Source organism: Neptunomonas sp. XY-337, assembly GCF_004959845.1.
Taxonomy (GTDB): Bacteria; Pseudomonadota; Gammaproteobacteria; order Pseudomonadales; family Balneatricaceae; genus Neptunomonas; species Neptunomonas marina.
In genome coordinates, this window is sequence record NZ_SPLL01000003.1 from 378,609 (window position 1) to 395,180 (window position 16,572).

Annotated in this window: 16 protein-coding genes; 3 read left to right on the forward strand and 13 right to left on the reverse strand. The window is 50.3% G+C overall.

Annotation, left to right across the window (positions count from 1 at the left end):
- The first annotated feature begins 174 nt into the window (after window positions 1-174).
- Window positions 175-609 (forward strand): Lrp/AsnC family transcriptional regulator, encoded by a 435-nt coding sequence (locus E4L36_RS08910; RefSeq protein WP_136680311.1) that lies wholly within the window; start codon window positions 175-177, stop codon window positions 607-609.
- A gap of 5 nt (window positions 610-614) precedes the next feature.
- Here E4L36_RS08910 and E4L36_RS08915 read toward each other — a convergent pair whose 3' ends face one another.
- Window positions 615-1,430, reverse strand: a complete 816-nt coding sequence (locus tag E4L36_RS08915) for an agmatinase family protein (RefSeq protein ID WP_136680312.1) — start codon at window positions 1,428-1,430, stop codon at window positions 615-617.
- Window positions 1,431-1,438: 8 nt separating this feature from the next.
- Window positions 1,439-2,197, reverse strand: a complete 759-nt coding sequence (locus E4L36_RS08920; RefSeq protein WP_136680313.1) for a transporter substrate-binding domain-containing protein — start codon at window positions 2,195-2,197, stop codon at window positions 1,439-1,441.
- Window positions 2,198-2,562: 365 nt separating this feature from the next.
- Between E4L36_RS08920 and mutS the strand changes: the two genes are divergently transcribed.
- Entirely contained in the window at window positions 2,563-5,142 is a 2,580-nt protein-coding gene (gene mutS, locus E4L36_RS08925) for a DNA mismatch repair protein MutS (RefSeq protein ID WP_136680314.1), read from the forward strand.
- A 25-nt stretch (window positions 5,143-5,167) separates the two neighbouring features.
- On the forward strand, window positions 5,168-5,491 hold the full coding sequence (gene fdxA, locus E4L36_RS08930; RefSeq protein ID WP_127694413.1) for a ferredoxin FdxA: 324 nt from the start codon (window positions 5,168-5,170) through the stop codon (window positions 5,489-5,491).
- An 8-nt stretch (window positions 5,492-5,499) separates the two neighbouring features.
- On the opposite strand, the gene rpoS is transcribed toward fdxA, so the two are convergent.
- The 11 genes from rpoS to accA all read right to left on the reverse strand — a co-directional run bounded on the left by rpoS (window position 5,500) and on the right by accA (window position 16,562).
- Window positions 5,500-6,507: an RNA polymerase sigma factor RpoS gene (gene rpoS / locus E4L36_RS08935; protein WP_127694412.1), complete on the reverse strand. Its 1,008-nt coding sequence runs from the start codon at window positions 6,505-6,507 to the stop codon at window positions 5,500-5,502.
- A 43-nt stretch (window positions 6,508-6,550) separates the two neighbouring features.
- The gene (locus E4L36_RS08940; protein WP_136680315.1) at window positions 6,551-7,450 is read right to left on the reverse strand and encodes a peptidoglycan DD-metalloendopeptidase family protein; all 900 of its coding nucleotides are present in this window, start codon (window positions 7,448-7,450) and stop codon (window positions 6,551-6,553) included.
- 7 nt (window positions 7,451-7,457) lie between these two features.
- A complete protein-coding gene (locus E4L36_RS08945) occupies window positions 7,458-8,399 on the reverse strand; it encodes a DUF368 domain-containing protein (RefSeq protein WP_240770697.1) in 942 nt (313 codons plus the stop codon).
- Between the two features lie 9 nt (window positions 8,400-8,408).
- Window positions 8,409-9,074: a protein-L-isoaspartate(D-aspartate) O-methyltransferase gene (locus E4L36_RS08950; protein ID WP_136680316.1), complete on the reverse strand. Its 666-nt coding sequence runs from the start codon at window positions 9,072-9,074 to the stop codon at window positions 8,409-8,411.
- Window positions 9,071-9,823 carry a 5'/3'-nucleotidase SurE gene (gene surE, locus E4L36_RS08955; protein ID WP_136680317.1) on the reverse strand — a complete coding sequence of 251 codons (753 nt, stop codon included), beginning with the start codon at window positions 9,821-9,823 and terminating at the stop codon, window positions 9,071-9,073. The genes E4L36_RS08950 and surE overlap by 4 nt, the downstream gene beginning before the upstream one ends.
- Before the next feature lie 6 nt (window positions 9,824-9,829).
- Window positions 9,830-10,864, reverse strand: a complete 1,035-nt coding sequence (gene truD / locus E4L36_RS08960; RefSeq protein ID WP_136680318.1) for a tRNA pseudouridine(13) synthase TruD — start codon at window positions 10,862-10,864, stop codon at window positions 9,830-9,832.
- A 3-nt stretch (window positions 10,865-10,867) separates the two neighbouring features.
- Window positions 10,868-11,164, reverse strand: coding sequence for a cell division protein FtsB (gene ftsB / locus E4L36_RS08965; protein ID WP_127694407.1), 297 nt, complete (start codon window positions 11,162-11,164; stop codon window positions 10,868-10,870).
- A 71-nt stretch (window positions 11,165-11,235) separates the two neighbouring features.
- The gene (gene eno, locus E4L36_RS08970; RefSeq protein WP_136680319.1) at window positions 11,236-12,531 is read right to left on the reverse strand and encodes a phosphopyruvate hydratase; all 1,296 of its coding nucleotides are present in this window, start codon (window positions 12,529-12,531) and stop codon (window positions 11,236-11,238) included.
- 66 nt (window positions 12,532-12,597) lie between these two features.
- Window positions 12,598-14,232: a CTP synthase gene (locus E4L36_RS08975; protein ID WP_136680320.1), complete on the reverse strand. Its 1,635-nt coding sequence runs from the start codon at window positions 14,230-14,232 to the stop codon at window positions 12,598-12,600.
- An 87-nt stretch (window positions 14,233-14,319) separates the two neighbouring features.
- Window positions 14,320-15,606 (reverse strand): tRNA lysidine(34) synthetase TilS, encoded by a 1,287-nt coding sequence (gene tilS / locus E4L36_RS08980; RefSeq protein ID WP_136680321.1) that lies wholly within the window; start codon window positions 15,604-15,606, stop codon window positions 14,320-14,322.
- Window positions 15,603-16,562: an acetyl-CoA carboxylase carboxyl transferase subunit alpha gene (gene accA / locus E4L36_RS08985; RefSeq protein ID WP_136680322.1), complete on the reverse strand. Its 960-nt coding sequence runs from the start codon at window positions 16,560-16,562 to the stop codon at window positions 15,603-15,605. Before accA ends, tilS begins: the two co-directional genes overlap by 4 nt.
- Window positions 16,563-16,572: the final 10 nt, after the last annotated feature.

The window sequence follows — 16,572 nt, forward strand, 5'->3', positions numbered from 1 at the left end:
CCGCCGAGGTTTGGAGTGACGGTATCACCCACGTCACGAGCCGCTACCAAGCTTATATAGAATGGGGAAGCCCTAAGTGTGGATGTGCTTAATCTCAACTTGGTTTATGGTAAGCCAAGCGGCGCCGGTCTAGCCGAGCGCCTTCTGTTTAGCTCAGCGCTGGAATGAACGTAATTGGACAGCAAAGACCAAAAGATCCTCTCACTACTAGCTGAAAACGCCCGCATACCCGCATCGGAGACCGCTCGTGCAGTGCATCTGGCTCGCACGACGGTCAATGGGCGTATTAAGCGCCTAGAACAAAAAGGTATTATTCAGGGCTATAAAGTGCGCTTAGATAACAAACAGTTGCAGCGCCCAGCCTTGCTAAGCCGCGTCGCGATAACTGTTAAGGCACCGCAACAGCAAGCGGTGTTGCGTCAGCTGGAAAGCTTTAGCCAAGTTTACGCCTGCGAAACCATCAGTGGCAGCTTCGATATCATGCTTGAGGTAAGAACTCAGGATACGGCTGAATTGGATTGGGTCATCGAGAAGGTCAGTGCGCTCAACGGAGTTGAGAGCACTGAATCGGCAATAGTACTTAGAGAGTTTTTCCGCCGCGAAGTCTAAAAACATTAGGCACAGTCTCTAAGCAATAGCCCCGCCAGCTCTTTGTATAGCTTTGCACATACCATCGCTGTCATTTCGTTAAGATCACGCCGTGGATTGTACTCAACCAAATCCGCACCAATGACTGGCCCTTTCAGCTGTTGCAGCAAACTAAGTATGTCACGTACCGAGAGCCCTCCGGGCTCATGATGAGACACCCCCGGGGCAAAAGCCGGGTCCAGCGCATCTAGGTCGATCGAGATATACACCGGCCCTTGAATATCCAACAGAGGTAGCCCAGAGACTAACGAGGGCATATCGTGAATCTCCACATCAAAGCGCTCTGCTTGTTCGCGCTGGTGCTGGTTTAGCGTACGAATACCCACTTGAATCAAACGATCAGCCAATCCTGCTTCCATAGTGCGAGCAAACGGGCACGCGTGGGAATAACGGTTGCCCAACAGCTCGTCATAGAGGTCTGGGTGGGCATCAAAGTGCAAGATCGTTATATTTTGGTGCCCTGCTGCCTGTAGCCCCTTAATAAGCGGATAACTGATAGAGTGATCGCCGCCTAGCGTCAGCAGTTTGCGCCCTTGAGCATAACAGTCATGGGCGGCCTGACTAATAGCATCAAACGCGGCTGCCTCATTTTGCCAACAAAGGTCGTCTAACGTCTGAAGGCGCGAATCGCGGCCGATATTCAGCCCTAACTCAGACGTTAAATTAGCCGAGCCATTATTAAGTATACGACGAATAACGGGGGGAGCCTCTGCAGGCCCTCGCAAATGGGAAGAGTTAAAATCCAATGGCACCCCTAGCGCCGACACACCTTGATACTTCATCACAGCTCCTAGTAGATGCTAAAGGGGAAGTAGCGTTGATTGATCTCTTGATAGCGCCCATTGGCAACAATCTCGGCTATCGCCTTGCTAAACGCCTCTTTAAGCTTTGACCCCTTACGCACCGCCACGGCAACCTTGTCCTGAATATCGATATCGTCCCCTTTGAACTCAAAACCCTGTGCCTCTTTGCTCTGCAACCAATTCCAAGCAGGGAATTTATCCGAGACCAACAAATCAATGCGGCCCGCGGTTAAATCGAGATAGGCATTTTCCTGATTGTCGTAAAGCTTGATATTCACCTTATCGGCAAAGTTGTCCTCTAGGTATTGGCTAGAGACCGTAGAGCGATAAGCTCCCACATTCCTGCCATACATCGCCTCGGGCAATGCTCCTAATTGCAACGACTTGGCGCCTAATAGGGTCAGTACATTGGAGTAATAGTGGGATGAAAAATCGACCGCCCGAGCGCGCTCTTCTGTCACCGACATAGAGGAGACAATGGCATCAAACTTCTTCACCTTTAAACCGCTGATAATGCCTTCCCACGGTTGAGATACGATCTCACAGTCCGCCTGCATCTGTTCACAAAGGGCGTTGGCGATATCCACATCAAAGCCTTGTAGCTGTCCCTCGTTATCCACCACCGCAAAAGGCGCGTAGGAACCATCAATAGCAATGCGAATCGCCTCGGCGTTAGCCTGTACCGTAGCACCCAGCAGTAATCCACCTAAAGCCGCGATCAAGCTTTTCTTATCATGTGTTGTCATCTCTGGCTCGCTCAGATTGAAATAGGGCCTTCAGTTTCCCCTGATCAATAGCCGATAAATAGCGTCATCTTGACGTTTATTAGGCGCTTTGTCGTCGATCTGACGACCTTAAGCCTCTTAATCTCTTGTCTTAGTAAGGATCACCGAATCCCATCGCCCACGGTTGAGTGATCTTGAGGAAACTACCCGTTGAAATAACCACCAGAGCGCTCTTGGCATTAGCGATTTTGGGGCTGATTTGTTAGTCTGTTCGGCTTGCTTTCGCCGCATCCATTAGGTTGCATCACATGTGTGTGCAACTGCTTGGAGGCGGTATTAAAAGTATTAATCGAGCCTGCCTGTTACCTCAAATAGCAAAAGAGATCATGACCAAGAAGCTAAGTAAAACCGCTCAAAAATCCGAACACACACCGATGATGCAGCAGTACTTCAAAATCAAGGTGGAGTACCCAGACCAGCTGGTTTTTTATCGTATGGGCGACTTTTACGAGCTGTTTTATGATGATGCGAAAAAAGCCGCTCAACTCTTGGATATCTCGCTGACTGCCCGCGGTAAGTCAGGCGGAGAACCCATTCCCATGGCTGGCATCCCCTATCACGCAGCAGAAGCCTATATTGGCAAAATTGTGCGTGCCGGCGAGTCGGTAGTGATCTGTGAGCAGTTTGGCGACCCCGCCACCAGCAAAGGGCCTGTTGAGCGCCGTGTTGCACGCATTGTAACGCCAGGTACGTTAAGCGATGAGGCTTTTCTGGATGCCTCACGAGACAACATTATCCTTGCACTCGATCAGCGTGACCAAACAATGGGGCTGGCGATTATGGATATCAGTATTGGCCGTTTTGCGTTACTCGAGGTGGAAGGAGAGGAGGCTCTTTTAGCAGAGATCGAGCGTCTTAAACCGGCGGAGATTCTATACAACGACGATCAACCGATCGCTCACCTGATTAAAGAGCGGCAAGGTACACGGCCACAAGCGCCATGGCACTTTGAGCTCGATACCGCAGAGCGCCTACTTTGCCAGCAATTTGATACCAAAGATTTAAGTGGCTTTGGCTGTGCCGATCTACATTGCGCTATCGGCGCTGCGGGCTGCCTACTGCAGTATGCTAAAGATACCCAGCGCTCAGCACTGCCGCATATTCGCCGCCTTCAGGTTGAGCAGCGCAGCGAAACCGTTATCTTAGACGCGGCAACACGGCGTAATCTTGAGATCGACCAGAACCTAGCCGGCAGTAAAGAAAATACGCTGGCCAGTGTACTCGACCGCACAGCAACCCCCATGGGCAGCCGTATGTTAACGCGCTGGCTCAACAACCCACTGCGCGACCTCAAAATATTGACGGCCCGCCAAGCCGCTATTCAGTGGTTGCAACAAGACTATCTATATGAAGCGCTTGCCGAACCTTTGCAGCGTATCGGCGATATTGAGCGGATCCTCACGCGAGTGGGCTTAGGCAGTGCACGCCCCCGCGACCTCGAACGATTGCGTAATGCATTAGCAGAGCTACCAATACTGCAAACGCTGCTGCAAAAAGAGCAACGGCCCCCAGCGGTTCAACAGCTAAGCCACCTGATCAGCGAGTTTCCTGACCAAGCAGCACTGTTACAACGCGCGATTAAGGATAACCCACCGGTGGTGATTCGTGACGGCGGCGTTATTGCAGAAGGCTACGACGACGAGCTCGATGAGCTGCGTAATATGAGCGAGAATGCGGGCGAGTTTCTGGTACAGATGGAAGTTCGAGAGCGCGAACGTACCGGCATATCCACCCTGAAAGTGGGCTATAACCGAGTACATGGCTACTTTATCGAGATCAGCAAACTGCAAGCCGCCGAAGCACCAGCGGAGTACATACGCCGACAAACACTAAAGAATGCCGAGCGCTTTATTACGCCGGAGCTAAAAGCGTTTGAAGATAAAGCGCTCAGCGCGAAAAGCCGTGCACTCGCACGTGAAAAACACCTTTATGATGCGCTGATTGCCCAGCTACAAACATACTTACCAGCCTTACAAGACTCAGCCAATGCCTTGGCCGAGCTAGACACGTTGGCAAACTTAGCGGAGCGCGCGCATACCCTGAATTTCTGTGCCCCCACGTTACACACATCGCCACAGATACACATCACTCAAGGGCGCCACCCCGTTGTTGAAGCGGTGACCGATAAACCCTTTGTTGCCAATGATCTCATCTTAGACCCCGAGCGAAGAATGCTGATCATTACTGGCCCGAACATGGGCGGTAAATCAACCTATATGCGCCAAGCTGCGCTCATCGCCTTGTTAGCTCATATTGGTAGCTATGTACCTGCACAAGCGGCAGAGATCGGTATCTTGGATCGAATCTTCACGCGAATGGGATCCTCCGACGACCTAGCAGGTGGGCGCTCCACCTTTATGGTTGAGATGACGGAAACCGCCAATATTTTGCACAACGCCACCGAACAGAGTTTGGTGTTGATGGACGAGGTAGGCCGCGGTACAAGCACCTTCGATGGACTCTCTTTAGCATGGTCTGCCGCCGAGCACCTTGCGAGCCAAGTCAAAGCGTTTACGCTCTTTGCAACGCACTACTTCGAGCTTACAGCGCTACCTGAGCAGCAAGCTGGGGTTTTTAATGCTCACCTCACGGCCCTTGAACACAATGATGCGATCGTGTTTATGCATGAAGTGCAAGATGGCCCAGCTAGCCAAAGCTACGGTTTACAGGTCGCTAAACTGGCTGGTGTACCGTCGCATGTCATCACAACCGCACAAGAGAAGCTCGTCCAGCTAGAGCAGGAAGCCGTGACCGTACACCAAGCACCACCGGCTCCTCCTTTGCAGAATGACCTTTTCAACACAACGCCTCACCCCGTGATCGACACATTGGAGTCTATTGATCCTGACAGCTTATCCCCCCGCGAAGCGTTAGAAGTGCTATATTCGTTGAAAGAACGTTTGTAGCTAACCCCAACGGGGAGGACCAGCCATGACGTACGTGGTGACGCAAAACTGCATTCTGTGTAAATACACCGATTGTGTTGAGGTGTGTCCAGTCGACTGCTTTTATGAGGGTGAGAACTTTCTGGTGATTCACCCTGATGAGTGCATCGATTGCGGCCTATGTGAACCCGAATGTCCAGCTGAAGCGATCTATCTAGATGATGAGATTCCAGAAGATCAGCAGATCTTTATCGATCTGAATGCGCAGTTGGCAGAGCGTTGGCCAAACATTAGTGAGCGTAAAGCGCCCATGCCAGATGCGGAGAACAAAAAAGGCGAGCTTGGAAAGCTCGCCTTTTTGATCAAATAAGCGGTTTTTCAGCGCAAAAGATCTTCGCCAGAAAGGCCGTTTTTCTCAACAATCTCGCGCAACTTACGTAGCGCCTCAACTTGAATTTGACGGACACGCTCACGCGTGAGGCCAATCTCATTGCCGACCTCTTCAAGCGTGCTCATCTCATAGCCACGCAAACCAAACCGGCGCGATAGTACTTCAGAATGCTTCTCAGGCAGCATATCTAGCCACTTATTCAAGTTGCCACTGATATTAGTGTTTTGCAGCAATACACCTGGATCAGAGGTTTCTTTATCGGCAATCGTTTCGATAACCGGCTTGTCAGAGTCACCCATTGGCATATCAATCGATGCCACACGCTCATTGAGACCGAGCAACTTCTGCACATTCTCTACGGGCTTATCCACCAGCGCTGCAATCTCTTCTGCGGTTGGCTCATGATCAAGCTTTTGCGACAGCTCCCGGGCAGCACGCAGGTAGACATTGAGCTCTTTGACAACATGGATAGGCAAACGAATCGTGCGCGTTTGGTTCATGATGGCGCGCTCTATTGTTTGGCGGATCCACCATGTAGCGTATGTTGAGAAACGGAAACCGCGTTCAGGGTCAAACTTCTCTACAGCACGAATGAGCCCTAAATTTCCCTCTTCAATAAGATCGAGTAGCGACAAACCTCGATTAATGTAGCGGCGGGAAATTTTAACAACCAAGCGCAGGTTACTCTCGATCATACGCTTGCGGGCTTTCTCATCTCCTTTCAGTGCCAAGCGAGAAAAATAAACCTCCTCTTCGGCAGTCAATAATGGAGAAAAGCCAATCTCATTTAAATAGAGCTGTGTTGCATCTAAAGACTTGGCGTTCATCAAGTCTTTATGTGCCAGACTTCCACGGCCTCTACCACTGTTTAAAAACTCGGGGGTATCGTCGTCCTGTGACTCAGCTTCCAGATGCTCGTTTGACAACTCCTGATCTACCGACTCCAGCGGTAAGTCCTCACCACTTTCAACGTCTTTCTTTTCGATATTAGTCATCACTGTCATCACCTTACGTCGCTTTAATTATAATTTTCTTTATCTACCGTTTCGGCAAAAACTTTAGCGGATTAACAGGTTTACCATCCTTACGTATTTCAAAATGGAGCATATTCCGTGTTGTACCGCTCCTACCTATTTCGGCAACTTTATCTCCCACGTTAACATTATCATTCTCTGTTACTAATATGCGACTGTTATGTGCATATGCGCTCAAGTATTCTTGGTTATGGTTGATTATGATCAACTTTCCATAACCCAGTAGTCCGCTTCCCGCATAAACAACTTTTCCTGACGCCGCTGCATAAACCGGATCACCGCGTTTTCCGGCAATATTAACGCCACGATTACGGCTCCCTTTGCTAGAAAACCCACTGAGAACTCGGCCTTTTGCGGGCCATTTCCAAGTAATTTTTCCGGCATTTTGTTTTTTTACAGAGACCGCACGCGGCTTTACTCCCACGGGCTTATTGACACTTACCGTTTCAGTTTTAACAGCTTTGTTAGGTGGATTATTACCTGCTGGTGGATCATCAAAACGGCTATTTTGATTTACTGGCACTAAAACACCATCCGCTTCAGCCCTTTTCACCTTAACATTAGACTTGCTTAATGTTGGCTTAATTGGAGATGTAGGTTGCGGCTCTAAACGAATTACTTGCCCAGAATAGATACGATAACTTTTGCCAATGCCGTTGATTTTAGCGAGCGTGCGATAATCCTTTCCATAACGCCACGCAATTGAATAAAGCGTATCGCCACGCTTCACTTGATATGTTTTTGCCGAACTTGGTCTACCACGTTGGGATCTTACAATTTCGACATTACGGTTTTGTGAAATAGAGCGGTCAGATACAGGGGCGTAACCAGAGGAACACCCCCCAAGCAGAGCTAGGGCAGAAAGAAGTGCAACGTAGACTAATCCGTATCTAGCTCGACCCATGAAGACACTAGCCGCTTTGCGTATCTCGTGAATCCAGCAACAGCACCAGTGCCATTCCGACTATCAGCAGCACCAGCGATGCCACCATAAAGGAGTTTTGCCCAGTGAGCGCCTCATATGCAAACGGCGAGATATTATCTTGCACTAAAGGGACTTCCTTGCCATGCCGGTCAACCGTATACGCCGTCGTGTATTTCCACGGCCACACCTTATTCAATGATCCCAGCAAGAAACCAGATAACACAGCAAGCGTCAGTGCCTTGTAGTTCGAGAACAGCCAATCTAGCACACGGACAAAGCTTAACAACCCTACCACACACCCCGACATAAATAAGAGAATGACGGGCAGATCAAAAGATTTAACGGCGCCTAAAATAGGCCCATATAGCCCCATAATCAGCAAAATAAAACTTCCAGATATCCCCGGAAGTATCATCGCACAAATAGCGATGGAGCCTGCGAGAAAGATCATCAAGGAGGTCGCTTCAATTTGCGTTGGGCTGATAGAGGTGATCACATAAGCACTTAGCGTGCCCAGAATAAAGAAGGAAAGCGTATTCATATCCCAGCGGGGGATATGGCGCATCACACTCCATGTCGACGCCAAGATCAGTCCGAAAAAGAAAGACCAAAGCATCTCTGGGTAGGTATCGAGCAGATAAACAATAAGGTGCGCAAAGCTTGCCAGACTAAAAATAATCCCGCCCACCAGAGCTAACAGGAAGCTGCCATTAATGTGCGCCCAAAACGCCTTAGGGCCGTCACTGAATAAGATCTTCGCCGCACTCAGGTCGACTTGGCGTAAGGAGTGGATTAGCTCCTCGTAAATGCCAGTAATAAACGCGACAGTTCCCCCGGATACGCCCGGTACCGCATCAGCGGCTCCCATCATCATCCCTTTACCACCGATGCTCAAATAAGACCGCATCGAGCGCTGCTTCTGTTCCAAAAGCTTCTCCTAACTAATTGTGCCACTCAAAAGTGGGACGAACTTCACTGTTTCAATACGCACTTCATCATAACGGAACTCATCTATACGCGTAATGCGCAACAACTCTTGCTGCTCGCCACCGACAGGGATAATCATGACCCCACCAATCGCCAGTTGCGCGTATAGTTCCGCCGGAACGGCATCAGGAGCAGCTGTCACAATAATGCCATCGTAAGGGGCGTGAGATGTTAAGCCCATCCCGCCATCAGTATGCTGCAGCGTGATGTTACGCAGACCCAACTGCTTAAACCGAGTACTGGCTTTTTGTTGCAAGGGTTTAATCCGCTCAACTGAGTAGACTCGCTCAACTAACAGCGATAAAACAGCGGTTTGATACCCTGACCCCGTCCCCACCTCGAGTACCTTTTCCAGCGAGCCAGAGGCAAGCAACTCCTCTGTCATCTTCGCAACGATATAGGGCTGGGAGATCGTCTGGTTGAAACCTATAGGAAGCGCAGTATCTTCATAAGCTTTATGCGCCAGCGCCTCATCGACAAAAATGTGGCGCGGCGTTGCGCCGATCACATCTAGCACCGCTTCGTTGGAGATGCCTTGCTGCTGTAAACGCGCCACTAATCGGTCACGTGTTCGCTGGGACGTCATCCCGATCCCTTGAAGTATGAGGTCGCTCATAACACAGCCTCCAACCATTGGGCGACATCATCCATTGCACTATTGAGCGTCATATCGATATGGATCGGTGTAATAGAAACAAAACCTTGCTCGATCGCATAAAAATCAGTTCCAGGCGCTTTATCCACTGCATCTCCAGCACCAGCCACCCAGTAACGCACTTTACCGCGCGGGTCAGCCGCCGCCACCGGTTTACCGGCTGCTGCTCGATGCCCTAAACGAGTGATATGTACTCCTTTGATATCACTTAACGGTAGATCGGGTACATTAATATTCAACAGAGCCCTACGCGGGAGCGGCAACGAATCGATGTGCGGCAAAAGATCAGCAACGATTTGCGCCGCAGTATCGTAGTGTTGAGGATGGCTCCCCGCCAGCGATACAGCGATCGGAGGCAAACGCATACCACGCCCCTCCATAGCCGCTGCGACGGTGCCAGAGTAGATCACATCATCACCCATGTTCGCACCGGCATTGATACCCGAGATCACAATATCCGGTACATCACTAAACAGCCCAGCCACGCCCATGTGGACACAATCGGTTGGCGTGCCCGTTAAACTCACAAAACCATTGGTATGATGATGTGCCTCCACAGGGCGATCTAGCGTCAGCGCATTGCTCGCGCCACTGCGATTGCGGTCAGGTGCAACGACTTGCACGGTGGCAACGCTTGCCAAAGTAGCGGCTAAAGCCTCAATACCCGGTGCAAAAACACCATCATCATTTGAGATTAGAATATTCTTCATAAGGCTTCAGTTCGACTCCTGCCCTACTACACACAATTCACGTAACACGCTGGTTGCAAACGCACCAGCGGGAAGTTCAAAGCTCACCAACCAGCTATCCGATGTTTCTTGCTCAAAGCTCAGGTGCTTCGGCACTAAACGCAGTGCGCGGCGCTCTTGGCGCAACCCAACGTGCTCCAGACGCTCGCAAACACTCTCCCATGGATCAAGGGTACGCTGCTCAAACAATAACGACTCATCTGCTGCACCTGATGCCCCACGCCCCCAAAGCGGACCGGTAAGGTGGATATCAAAGCTATCAAGGCGATTTTGCAGATCGGTTAGCTCAGGATCAGTTGCGCTGAAAATACTCTGAGTCCCTGCCAACATCATGACGTCACCCGTCACAACCTTGGCCCATAACCCCTCGGTAATACGCTGAGATAACACATGGTTAAACACCCAAGAGCGTACCGCAGAGATATACAGGCCTTTCTTGTGACGCTGACGCTCTTTTAGCTCGCCGCTCAACAACGCTAAACCCTTGTGTAGGTTGCCACCCTCAAAACCAAAGCGCTGCTCACCAAAGTAGTTTGGAACCCCATCCACAATTTTTTCAAGGCGGGCTTTAAACGCCTCAGCATCGCTAACATCGCGCAGCCGCAGTGTGAAACGGTTACCCGCGAGCGATCCTAAACGAAGCTTGCGCGGATGGCGCACAGCCTTGAGCACTTTAATGGTTTCGGTTTCAAATAACGACCACGTCACAACGCGCGTTAGCGGAACACGTACACTGAACCATTGCTCGGTAACAGCATGACGATCTTTTTTACCGGCGTAACCCACGTCTTTAACAGGGACTTGGCAAAAGTTGGCAAGCTGCTTGGCAACCCAATCTGTATTCTCACCCACTTTGCGGATATAAAGAAAAACGTGCTCGCCGTCGCCCTCTGGCTCAAACGATGGAATCTCAGTCACCTGAAAATCTTCAGGTTGCTGGCGAATTTTGGCCGTTACTTGCGGCTTACCATACAAATATTGATACTGCGTTGGCAGTTCCATGCTCTACTCACTACGACTATCGGGTAAAGGCTCGACCAGTTGATAAAAGGTCTCCCCCTCTTTAATCATGCCTTGCCCACTGCGCGCCCGCTCTTCTAGTGCAGAGAGTCCATCGCGCAGATCGTTTACTTCGGCTTCTAATTGGCGGTTGCGGGCCTGTAAGCGCTCGTTTTCTCTTAGTTGATCTTGAATCTGCTCTTTAAGCGACCAGACCTCCTTCAAGTTGGCCTCACCAAACCACAGGCGATATTGCAAAGCGCCAAAAGTGATCAATAAGAGTAGCAGAATCCAACGAAACACTGTGTACCTCTGAGCCAAAAAAGGGGGCTGACAAGCCCCCTTTTTATAACAAATATTTTAACCTACAGCGATTAGCCTTGGCCTTTGATCTCGGACAGGCCGTTGTAGATTGCAGCATCACCTAGCTCTTCTTCGATGCGCAGCAAGCGGTTGTACTTCGCTACACGGTCAGAGCGGCATAGGGAACCGGTCTTGATTTGTCCAGCAGCAGTACCCACAGCCAAGTCGGCAATCGTTGTATCTTCTGTCTCGCCAGAACGGTGAGAGATAACTGCAGTGAAGCCTGCATCTTTCGCCATTTTGATCGCGTCCAGAGTTTCAGACAGAGAACCGATCTGGTTGAACTTGATCAAGATGGAGTTACCGATGCTCTGCTCGATACCACGTGCCAAAATTTTAGTATTGGTTACGAACAGGTCGTCACCAACCAACTGGACTTTATCGCCGACCTTCTTAGTCAGGTATGCCCAACCATCCCAATCAGACTCATCCAGACCGTCTTCGATAGAAACGATCGGGTAGTTCTCAGTCAAGTTAGCTAGGTAGTCACCGAAGCCTTCTGCATCGAACACTTTACCTTCGCCAGACAGGTCGTACTTACCGTCTTTGTAGAACTCAGAAGCGGCACAGTCCAGAGCTAGAGTCACGTCTTTACCTAGCTCGTAGCCAGCGTTAGAGATCGCCTCTTTGATAACCACAAGCGCTTCTTCGTTAGAAGCCAGGTTTGGTGCGAAACCACCTTCATCACCCACTGCAGTGTTTAGGCCTTTTGCCTTCAGCACTGATTTGAGGGCATGGAAGATCTCAGCACCGCAACGCAAACCTTCAGAGAACTTATCAAAATTAACCGGCTGAACCATGAACTCTTGGATATCAACGTTGTTATCCGCGTGCTCACCACCGTTCAAGATATTCATCATCGGAACAGGCAAAGAGAACTGGCCAGATGTGCCGTTGATATCAGCGATGTGCGCGTACAAAGGCACACCCTTTTCAACCGCCGCCGCTTTTGCTGCAGCCAAAGAAACAGCCAGAATTGCGTTTGCACCTAGCTTCTCTTTGTTCTCAGTACCATCCAGCTCAAGCATCTTGTTATCAAGTGCCCGCTGGTCAGTTACATCCATACCTTTCAGGGCATCGCGAATAACGCCGTTAACACCAGCAACTGCGTTTTGAACACCTTTGCCTAGGTAACGTGCTTTGTCGCCATCGCGCAGTTCTAGCGCTTCACGAGAACCTGTTGAAGCACCAGACGGTGCACAAGCAGAACCAATTACACCTGATGCTAGGATTACATCAGCTTCTACTGTTGGGTTACCTCGTGAATCCAACACTTCGCGCGCTTTAATATCAGCGATCTGCGTCATTCTTTCTCTCCAATATGTCCTGAACCGATAATACTTGAAACCAAATGTGAGCGATGCCGGCTTAGACTAGCCCTGACGGCGTGTTTGCTCAGCCAGCGCAGCTTCGATAAAACCTGTAAACAAGCCGTGACCATCACGTGGTGACGATGTGAACTCAGGGTGGAACTGACACGCCACAAACCAAGGATGGTCTGGTACTTCAACCACTTCAACGAGTTCACCATCAACAGAACGACCGGAGATCAATAACCCTGCCTCTTCCAGTTGTGGCACGTAATTGTTATTCACTTCATAGCGATGACGGTGACGCTCTGTAATCTCTGTTGCACCGTAGCTACGCGCAGCATTAGAGCCCTCTACCAAGTGGCATACCTGCGCACCTAAGCGCATGGTTCCACCCAAGTCAGTTGCCGCATCGCGTGTTTCAACACCACCTTCAGACGTTGTCCACTCGGTGATTAAGCCAATCACTGGATGAGCAGAGTTTTGATCAAACTCTGTAGATGTCGCGTTTTCCAGCCCTGCTACGTGGCGAGCAAATTCGATCACCGCCACTTGCATACCTAAACAGATGCCTAGGTAAGGAACCTTGTTTTCACGCGCATACTTTACTGCTGCGATCTTACCCTCAACACCACGCTCACCAAAGCCACCCGGCACTAGGATTGCCGAAATATCCTTAAGGATTTCAACACCTTCACGCTCAACACGCTCGGAGTCGATATACTCAATTTTGACTTTGCGGCGCAGCTTGATACCCGCATGAGAGATCGCTTCGATCAGCGACTTGTAAGCATCAAGTAGTTCCATGTACTTACCTACCATGGCAATGCGCACTTCACCTTCAGGGTTTAAGTGTGCATCAGCCACAGCCGACCACTCACCTAGATCTGCCGGTGCAGCATCCAGGTTAAAGCGCTCAACGACGATATCATCAAGCCCTTGGTCGCAAAGCATTTTTGGAATGTTGTAGATAGTGTCAGCGTCTGGCATTGAGATCACGGCACGCTCTTCTACATTTGTAAACAATGACAGCTTACGACGAGATGAATCCGGGATCGCTTGCTCAGAACGGCACACCAAAATATCTGGCTGAATGCCGATAGAGCGCAGCTCTTTTACCGAGTGCTGGGATGGTTTCGTTTTGATTTCACCCGCAGTTGCGATGTACGGCACAAGCGTTAAGTGCATAAACATCGCACGTGAAAAGCCCAGTTCAGCTTTCAGTTGACGCACCGCTTCAAGGAAAGGTTGTGACTCAATATCACCGACGGTACCGCCGATCTCAACCAACGCCACATCCGCATCGCCAGCTCCCTCAATAACGCGACGCTTAATTTCGTCGGTGATGTGGGGAATAACCTGAACGGTTCCACCCAAGTAGTCACCACGGCGCTCTTTACTCAGTACGTGCTGGTATACACGCCCCGTTGTAAAGTTGTTGCGCTTAGTCATCGTCGTACGGATGAAACGCTCATAGTGACCTAAATCGAGGTCAGTCTCTGCGCCATCTTCCGTAACGAAAACTTCACCATGCTGGAAAGGGCTCATTGTGCCCGGATCAACGTTGATATACGGATCTAGCTTCAGCATTGTAACTTTAAGACCGCGCGCTTCCAGAATGGCGGCAAGCGAGGCGGATGCGATGCCTTTGCCCAAAGAGGACACGACACCACCTGTGACGAATATATAGCGCGTCATGTGGAACCTGTATTGGCTGTAAAAAATAGAGGGAAAAACTGTATCAAGATGGGGCTACAGGATAGCAAAATTGCGCTGCTGAGACAATCAGAATGGTTGCCATTTTATCTGAAATCCAACGATTCCTTGCTCACTGATCTGATACCCATCACAGACGCAAATACCCGCAACTGCCGCAACATGCTCGCCATCTAAGAGAACGGGCCAATGCCGGCGTTGCCATGGTGGAACTCCAGCTTCTTGAAAGAGCTTCTTTAGCGTTTTATTGGGCCTTCCTGCTGGACGACATGAGCGCCCCTCTCCAGCAAGCGCCCACGTCAAGTTTTCTGCGCTGCGAATACTTAATCCACCGGTTGAGCGTGCCACCTCAAGCTCACCATGCGGCAACTGAAACTGGCCTTCAGTAAACACGGGTAGCGATATATGCGATGGCGTTGCAGGGCGTAAAAGGTATAAGTTCTGGCGGTAACGGCGCAATACCCAGCCCGCCAATTGACGCTGCGGTTGCGCATCACCTTTGGAGTCCAAAAACATGTGCGCGATGTCTGTTAAGTCCTTGACGTTGATTAACACACCCGTTGCTCGGTATATCCAATGACGCAGTAGAGGCAGTTGGCGCGGTTCAGGAACGTTACCCAGCAGATCCAGATTTAGTTGCTCCGCACTCGTGGTCACCAGAGCAAGCTCATCATCCAGATAGCTTTCGAGCAGGTAGAGGTCATCACGTAAGAGGTCGGTGACATGCGCTAGCTGCGAAACCGCAGACCAACGAGCAGAAAGACGCGGTAGTATCTGATGACGAAGATAGTTTCGCGCGTAGGTGTCGCTGCGATTGCTTGGGTCTTCACACCAATCGTAACCTTGCTCCTGAGCGATCGCCTCAAGCGTTTGGCGGGAATACCCCAGCAATGGCCGTAGCAATAATGCTTCACCTAGCCTTCGATGAGGTGCCATAGCGCTCAAGCCACGCAAACCCGCACCTCTCATCAATCGAAACAGCAGTGTTTCCGCTTGATCATTCTGATGATGCGCCAATAGCAATTGATCATGCTTTTCAAGATGTGAGGCAAAAACGCCATAACGCGCGTCTCGCGCGGCTTGCTCACTGGCGGATGCGAGCACTACACGATGTGTGAACAACCGCACATTCAACTGAGCACACAGCCTTTCGCAAAACGCTTGCCATTGATCGGCTTCGACCTGCAAACCATGATTAACATGGATCGCATAGAGAGGTTCGTCAGGAAATGCTTGTGCGGCTAAATGGAGCAGCACAACCGAATCTAGGCCGCCGCTCAGGGCGATAAAACGCCGCCGAGCGGGGTATACAACACAGAACTCACGCAGAGGTGAGATCAGTGCTGAAAAGGTCATGATGCCTCGGAAATACCGTATGACATCAAGCGTTGATAACGGCGCTCAAGCAGTTCCTCAACAGACAGTGCTTCCATACGCTCTAGCGTTGCGCTGAGCTGCTCTTTCAATGCAGCACAGAGCACCTCGGGGTTACGGTGCGCGCCACCCAGAGGCTCTTCAACCACCTTATCCACAAGACCCAGTTCATGCAGACGATGTGAAGTAATGCCCATCGCTTTCGCCGCATCAGACGCTCGATCTGCACTCTTCCACAGGATAGAAGCACAGCCCTCTGGCGAGATAACCGAGTAAGTCGAGTATTGCAGCATCATCAGCTCATCGCAGACACCAATGGCCAATGCACCACCAGAACCGCCTTCACCCACAACAGTCGAGATAATCGGTGTGCGTAGTTGCGACATTTTCAACAGGTTAAAGGCAATCGCTTCAGACTGACCACGCTCTTCTGCGTCAATACCCGGATATGCCCCCGGTGTATCAATGAAGGTCAGGATTGGCATTTTGAAACGCTCGGCCATCTCCATCAGGCGCAGTGCCTTACGGTAACCTTCCGGACGAGGCATACCAAAGTTACGGCGTACCTTCTCTTTAACTTCACGTCCTTTCTGGTGGCCAATCACCATAACTGGGCGGCCATCTAGACGCGCTATACCGCCAACAATCGCAGCATCGTCTGAGAAATGGCGGTCGCCATGTAACTCTTCAAAGTCAGTAAACATATGCTCGATGTAATCGAGTGTATACGGACGTTGAGGGTGGCGAGATAGTTGAGAGATCTGCCAATCAGATAGGTTTGAAAAGATCGACTTGGTTAAGGATTTACTCTTATCCAACAGCGTATTCAGCTCGTCGCCAATGTTGATCTCTGTGTCGTCACCGACCAGTCGAAGTTCTTCAATCTTAGCTTCCAGCTCAGCAATCGGCTGTTCAAAATCCAGATAATTCGGATTCATTCGATTCTAT

What these genes read in the sequence shown, in the direction of transcription:
- E4L36_RS08915 (WP_136680312.1), bottom strand. Translation starts at nt 1,430, where the DNA reads ATGAAGTATCAAGGTGTGTCGGCGCTAGGGGTGCCATTGGATTTTAAC.
- E4L36_RS08920 (WP_136680313.1), bottom strand. Translation starts at nt 2,197, where the DNA reads ATGACAACACATGATAAGAAAAGCTTGATCGCGGCTTTAGGTGGATTA.
- mutS (WP_136680314.1), top strand. Translation starts at nt 2,563, where the DNA reads ATGACCAAGAAGCTAAGTAAAACCGCTCAAAAATCCGAACACACACCG.
- fdxA (WP_127694413.1), top strand. Translation starts at nt 5,168, where the DNA reads ATGACGTACGTGGTGACGCAAAACTGCATTCTGTGTAAATACACCGAT.
- rpoS (WP_127694412.1), bottom strand. Translation starts at nt 6,507, where the DNA reads ATGACTAATATCGAAAAGAAAGACGTTGAAAGTGGTGAGGACTTACCG.
- E4L36_RS08940 (WP_136680315.1), bottom strand. Translation starts at nt 7,450, where the DNA reads ATGGGTCGAGCTAGATACGGATTAGTCTACGTTGCACTTCTTTCTGCC.
- E4L36_RS08950 (WP_136680316.1), bottom strand. Translation starts at nt 9,074, where the DNA reads ATGAGCGACCTCATACTTCAAGGGATCGGGATGACGTCCCAGCGAACA.
- surE (WP_136680317.1), bottom strand. Translation starts at nt 9,823, where the DNA reads ATGAAGAATATTCTAATCTCAAATGATGATGGTGTTTTTGCACCGGGT.
- truD (WP_136680318.1), bottom strand. Translation starts at nt 10,864, where the DNA reads ATGGAACTGCCAACGCAGTATCAATATTTGTATGGTAAGCCGCAAGTA.
- eno (WP_136680319.1), bottom strand. Translation starts at nt 12,531, where the DNA reads ATGACGCAGATCGCTGATATTAAAGCGCGCGAAGTGTTGGATTCACGA.
- E4L36_RS08975 (WP_136680320.1), bottom strand. Translation starts at nt 14,232, where the DNA reads ATGACGCGCTATATATTCGTCACAGGTGGTGTCGTGTCCTCTTTGGGC.
- tilS (WP_136680321.1), bottom strand. Translation starts at nt 15,606, where the DNA reads ATGACCTTTTCAGCACTGATCTCACCTCTGCGTGAGTTCTGTGTTGTA.
- accA (WP_136680322.1), bottom strand. Translation starts at nt 16,562, where the DNA reads ATGAATCCGAATTATCTGGATTTTGAACAGCCGATTGCTGAGCTGGAA.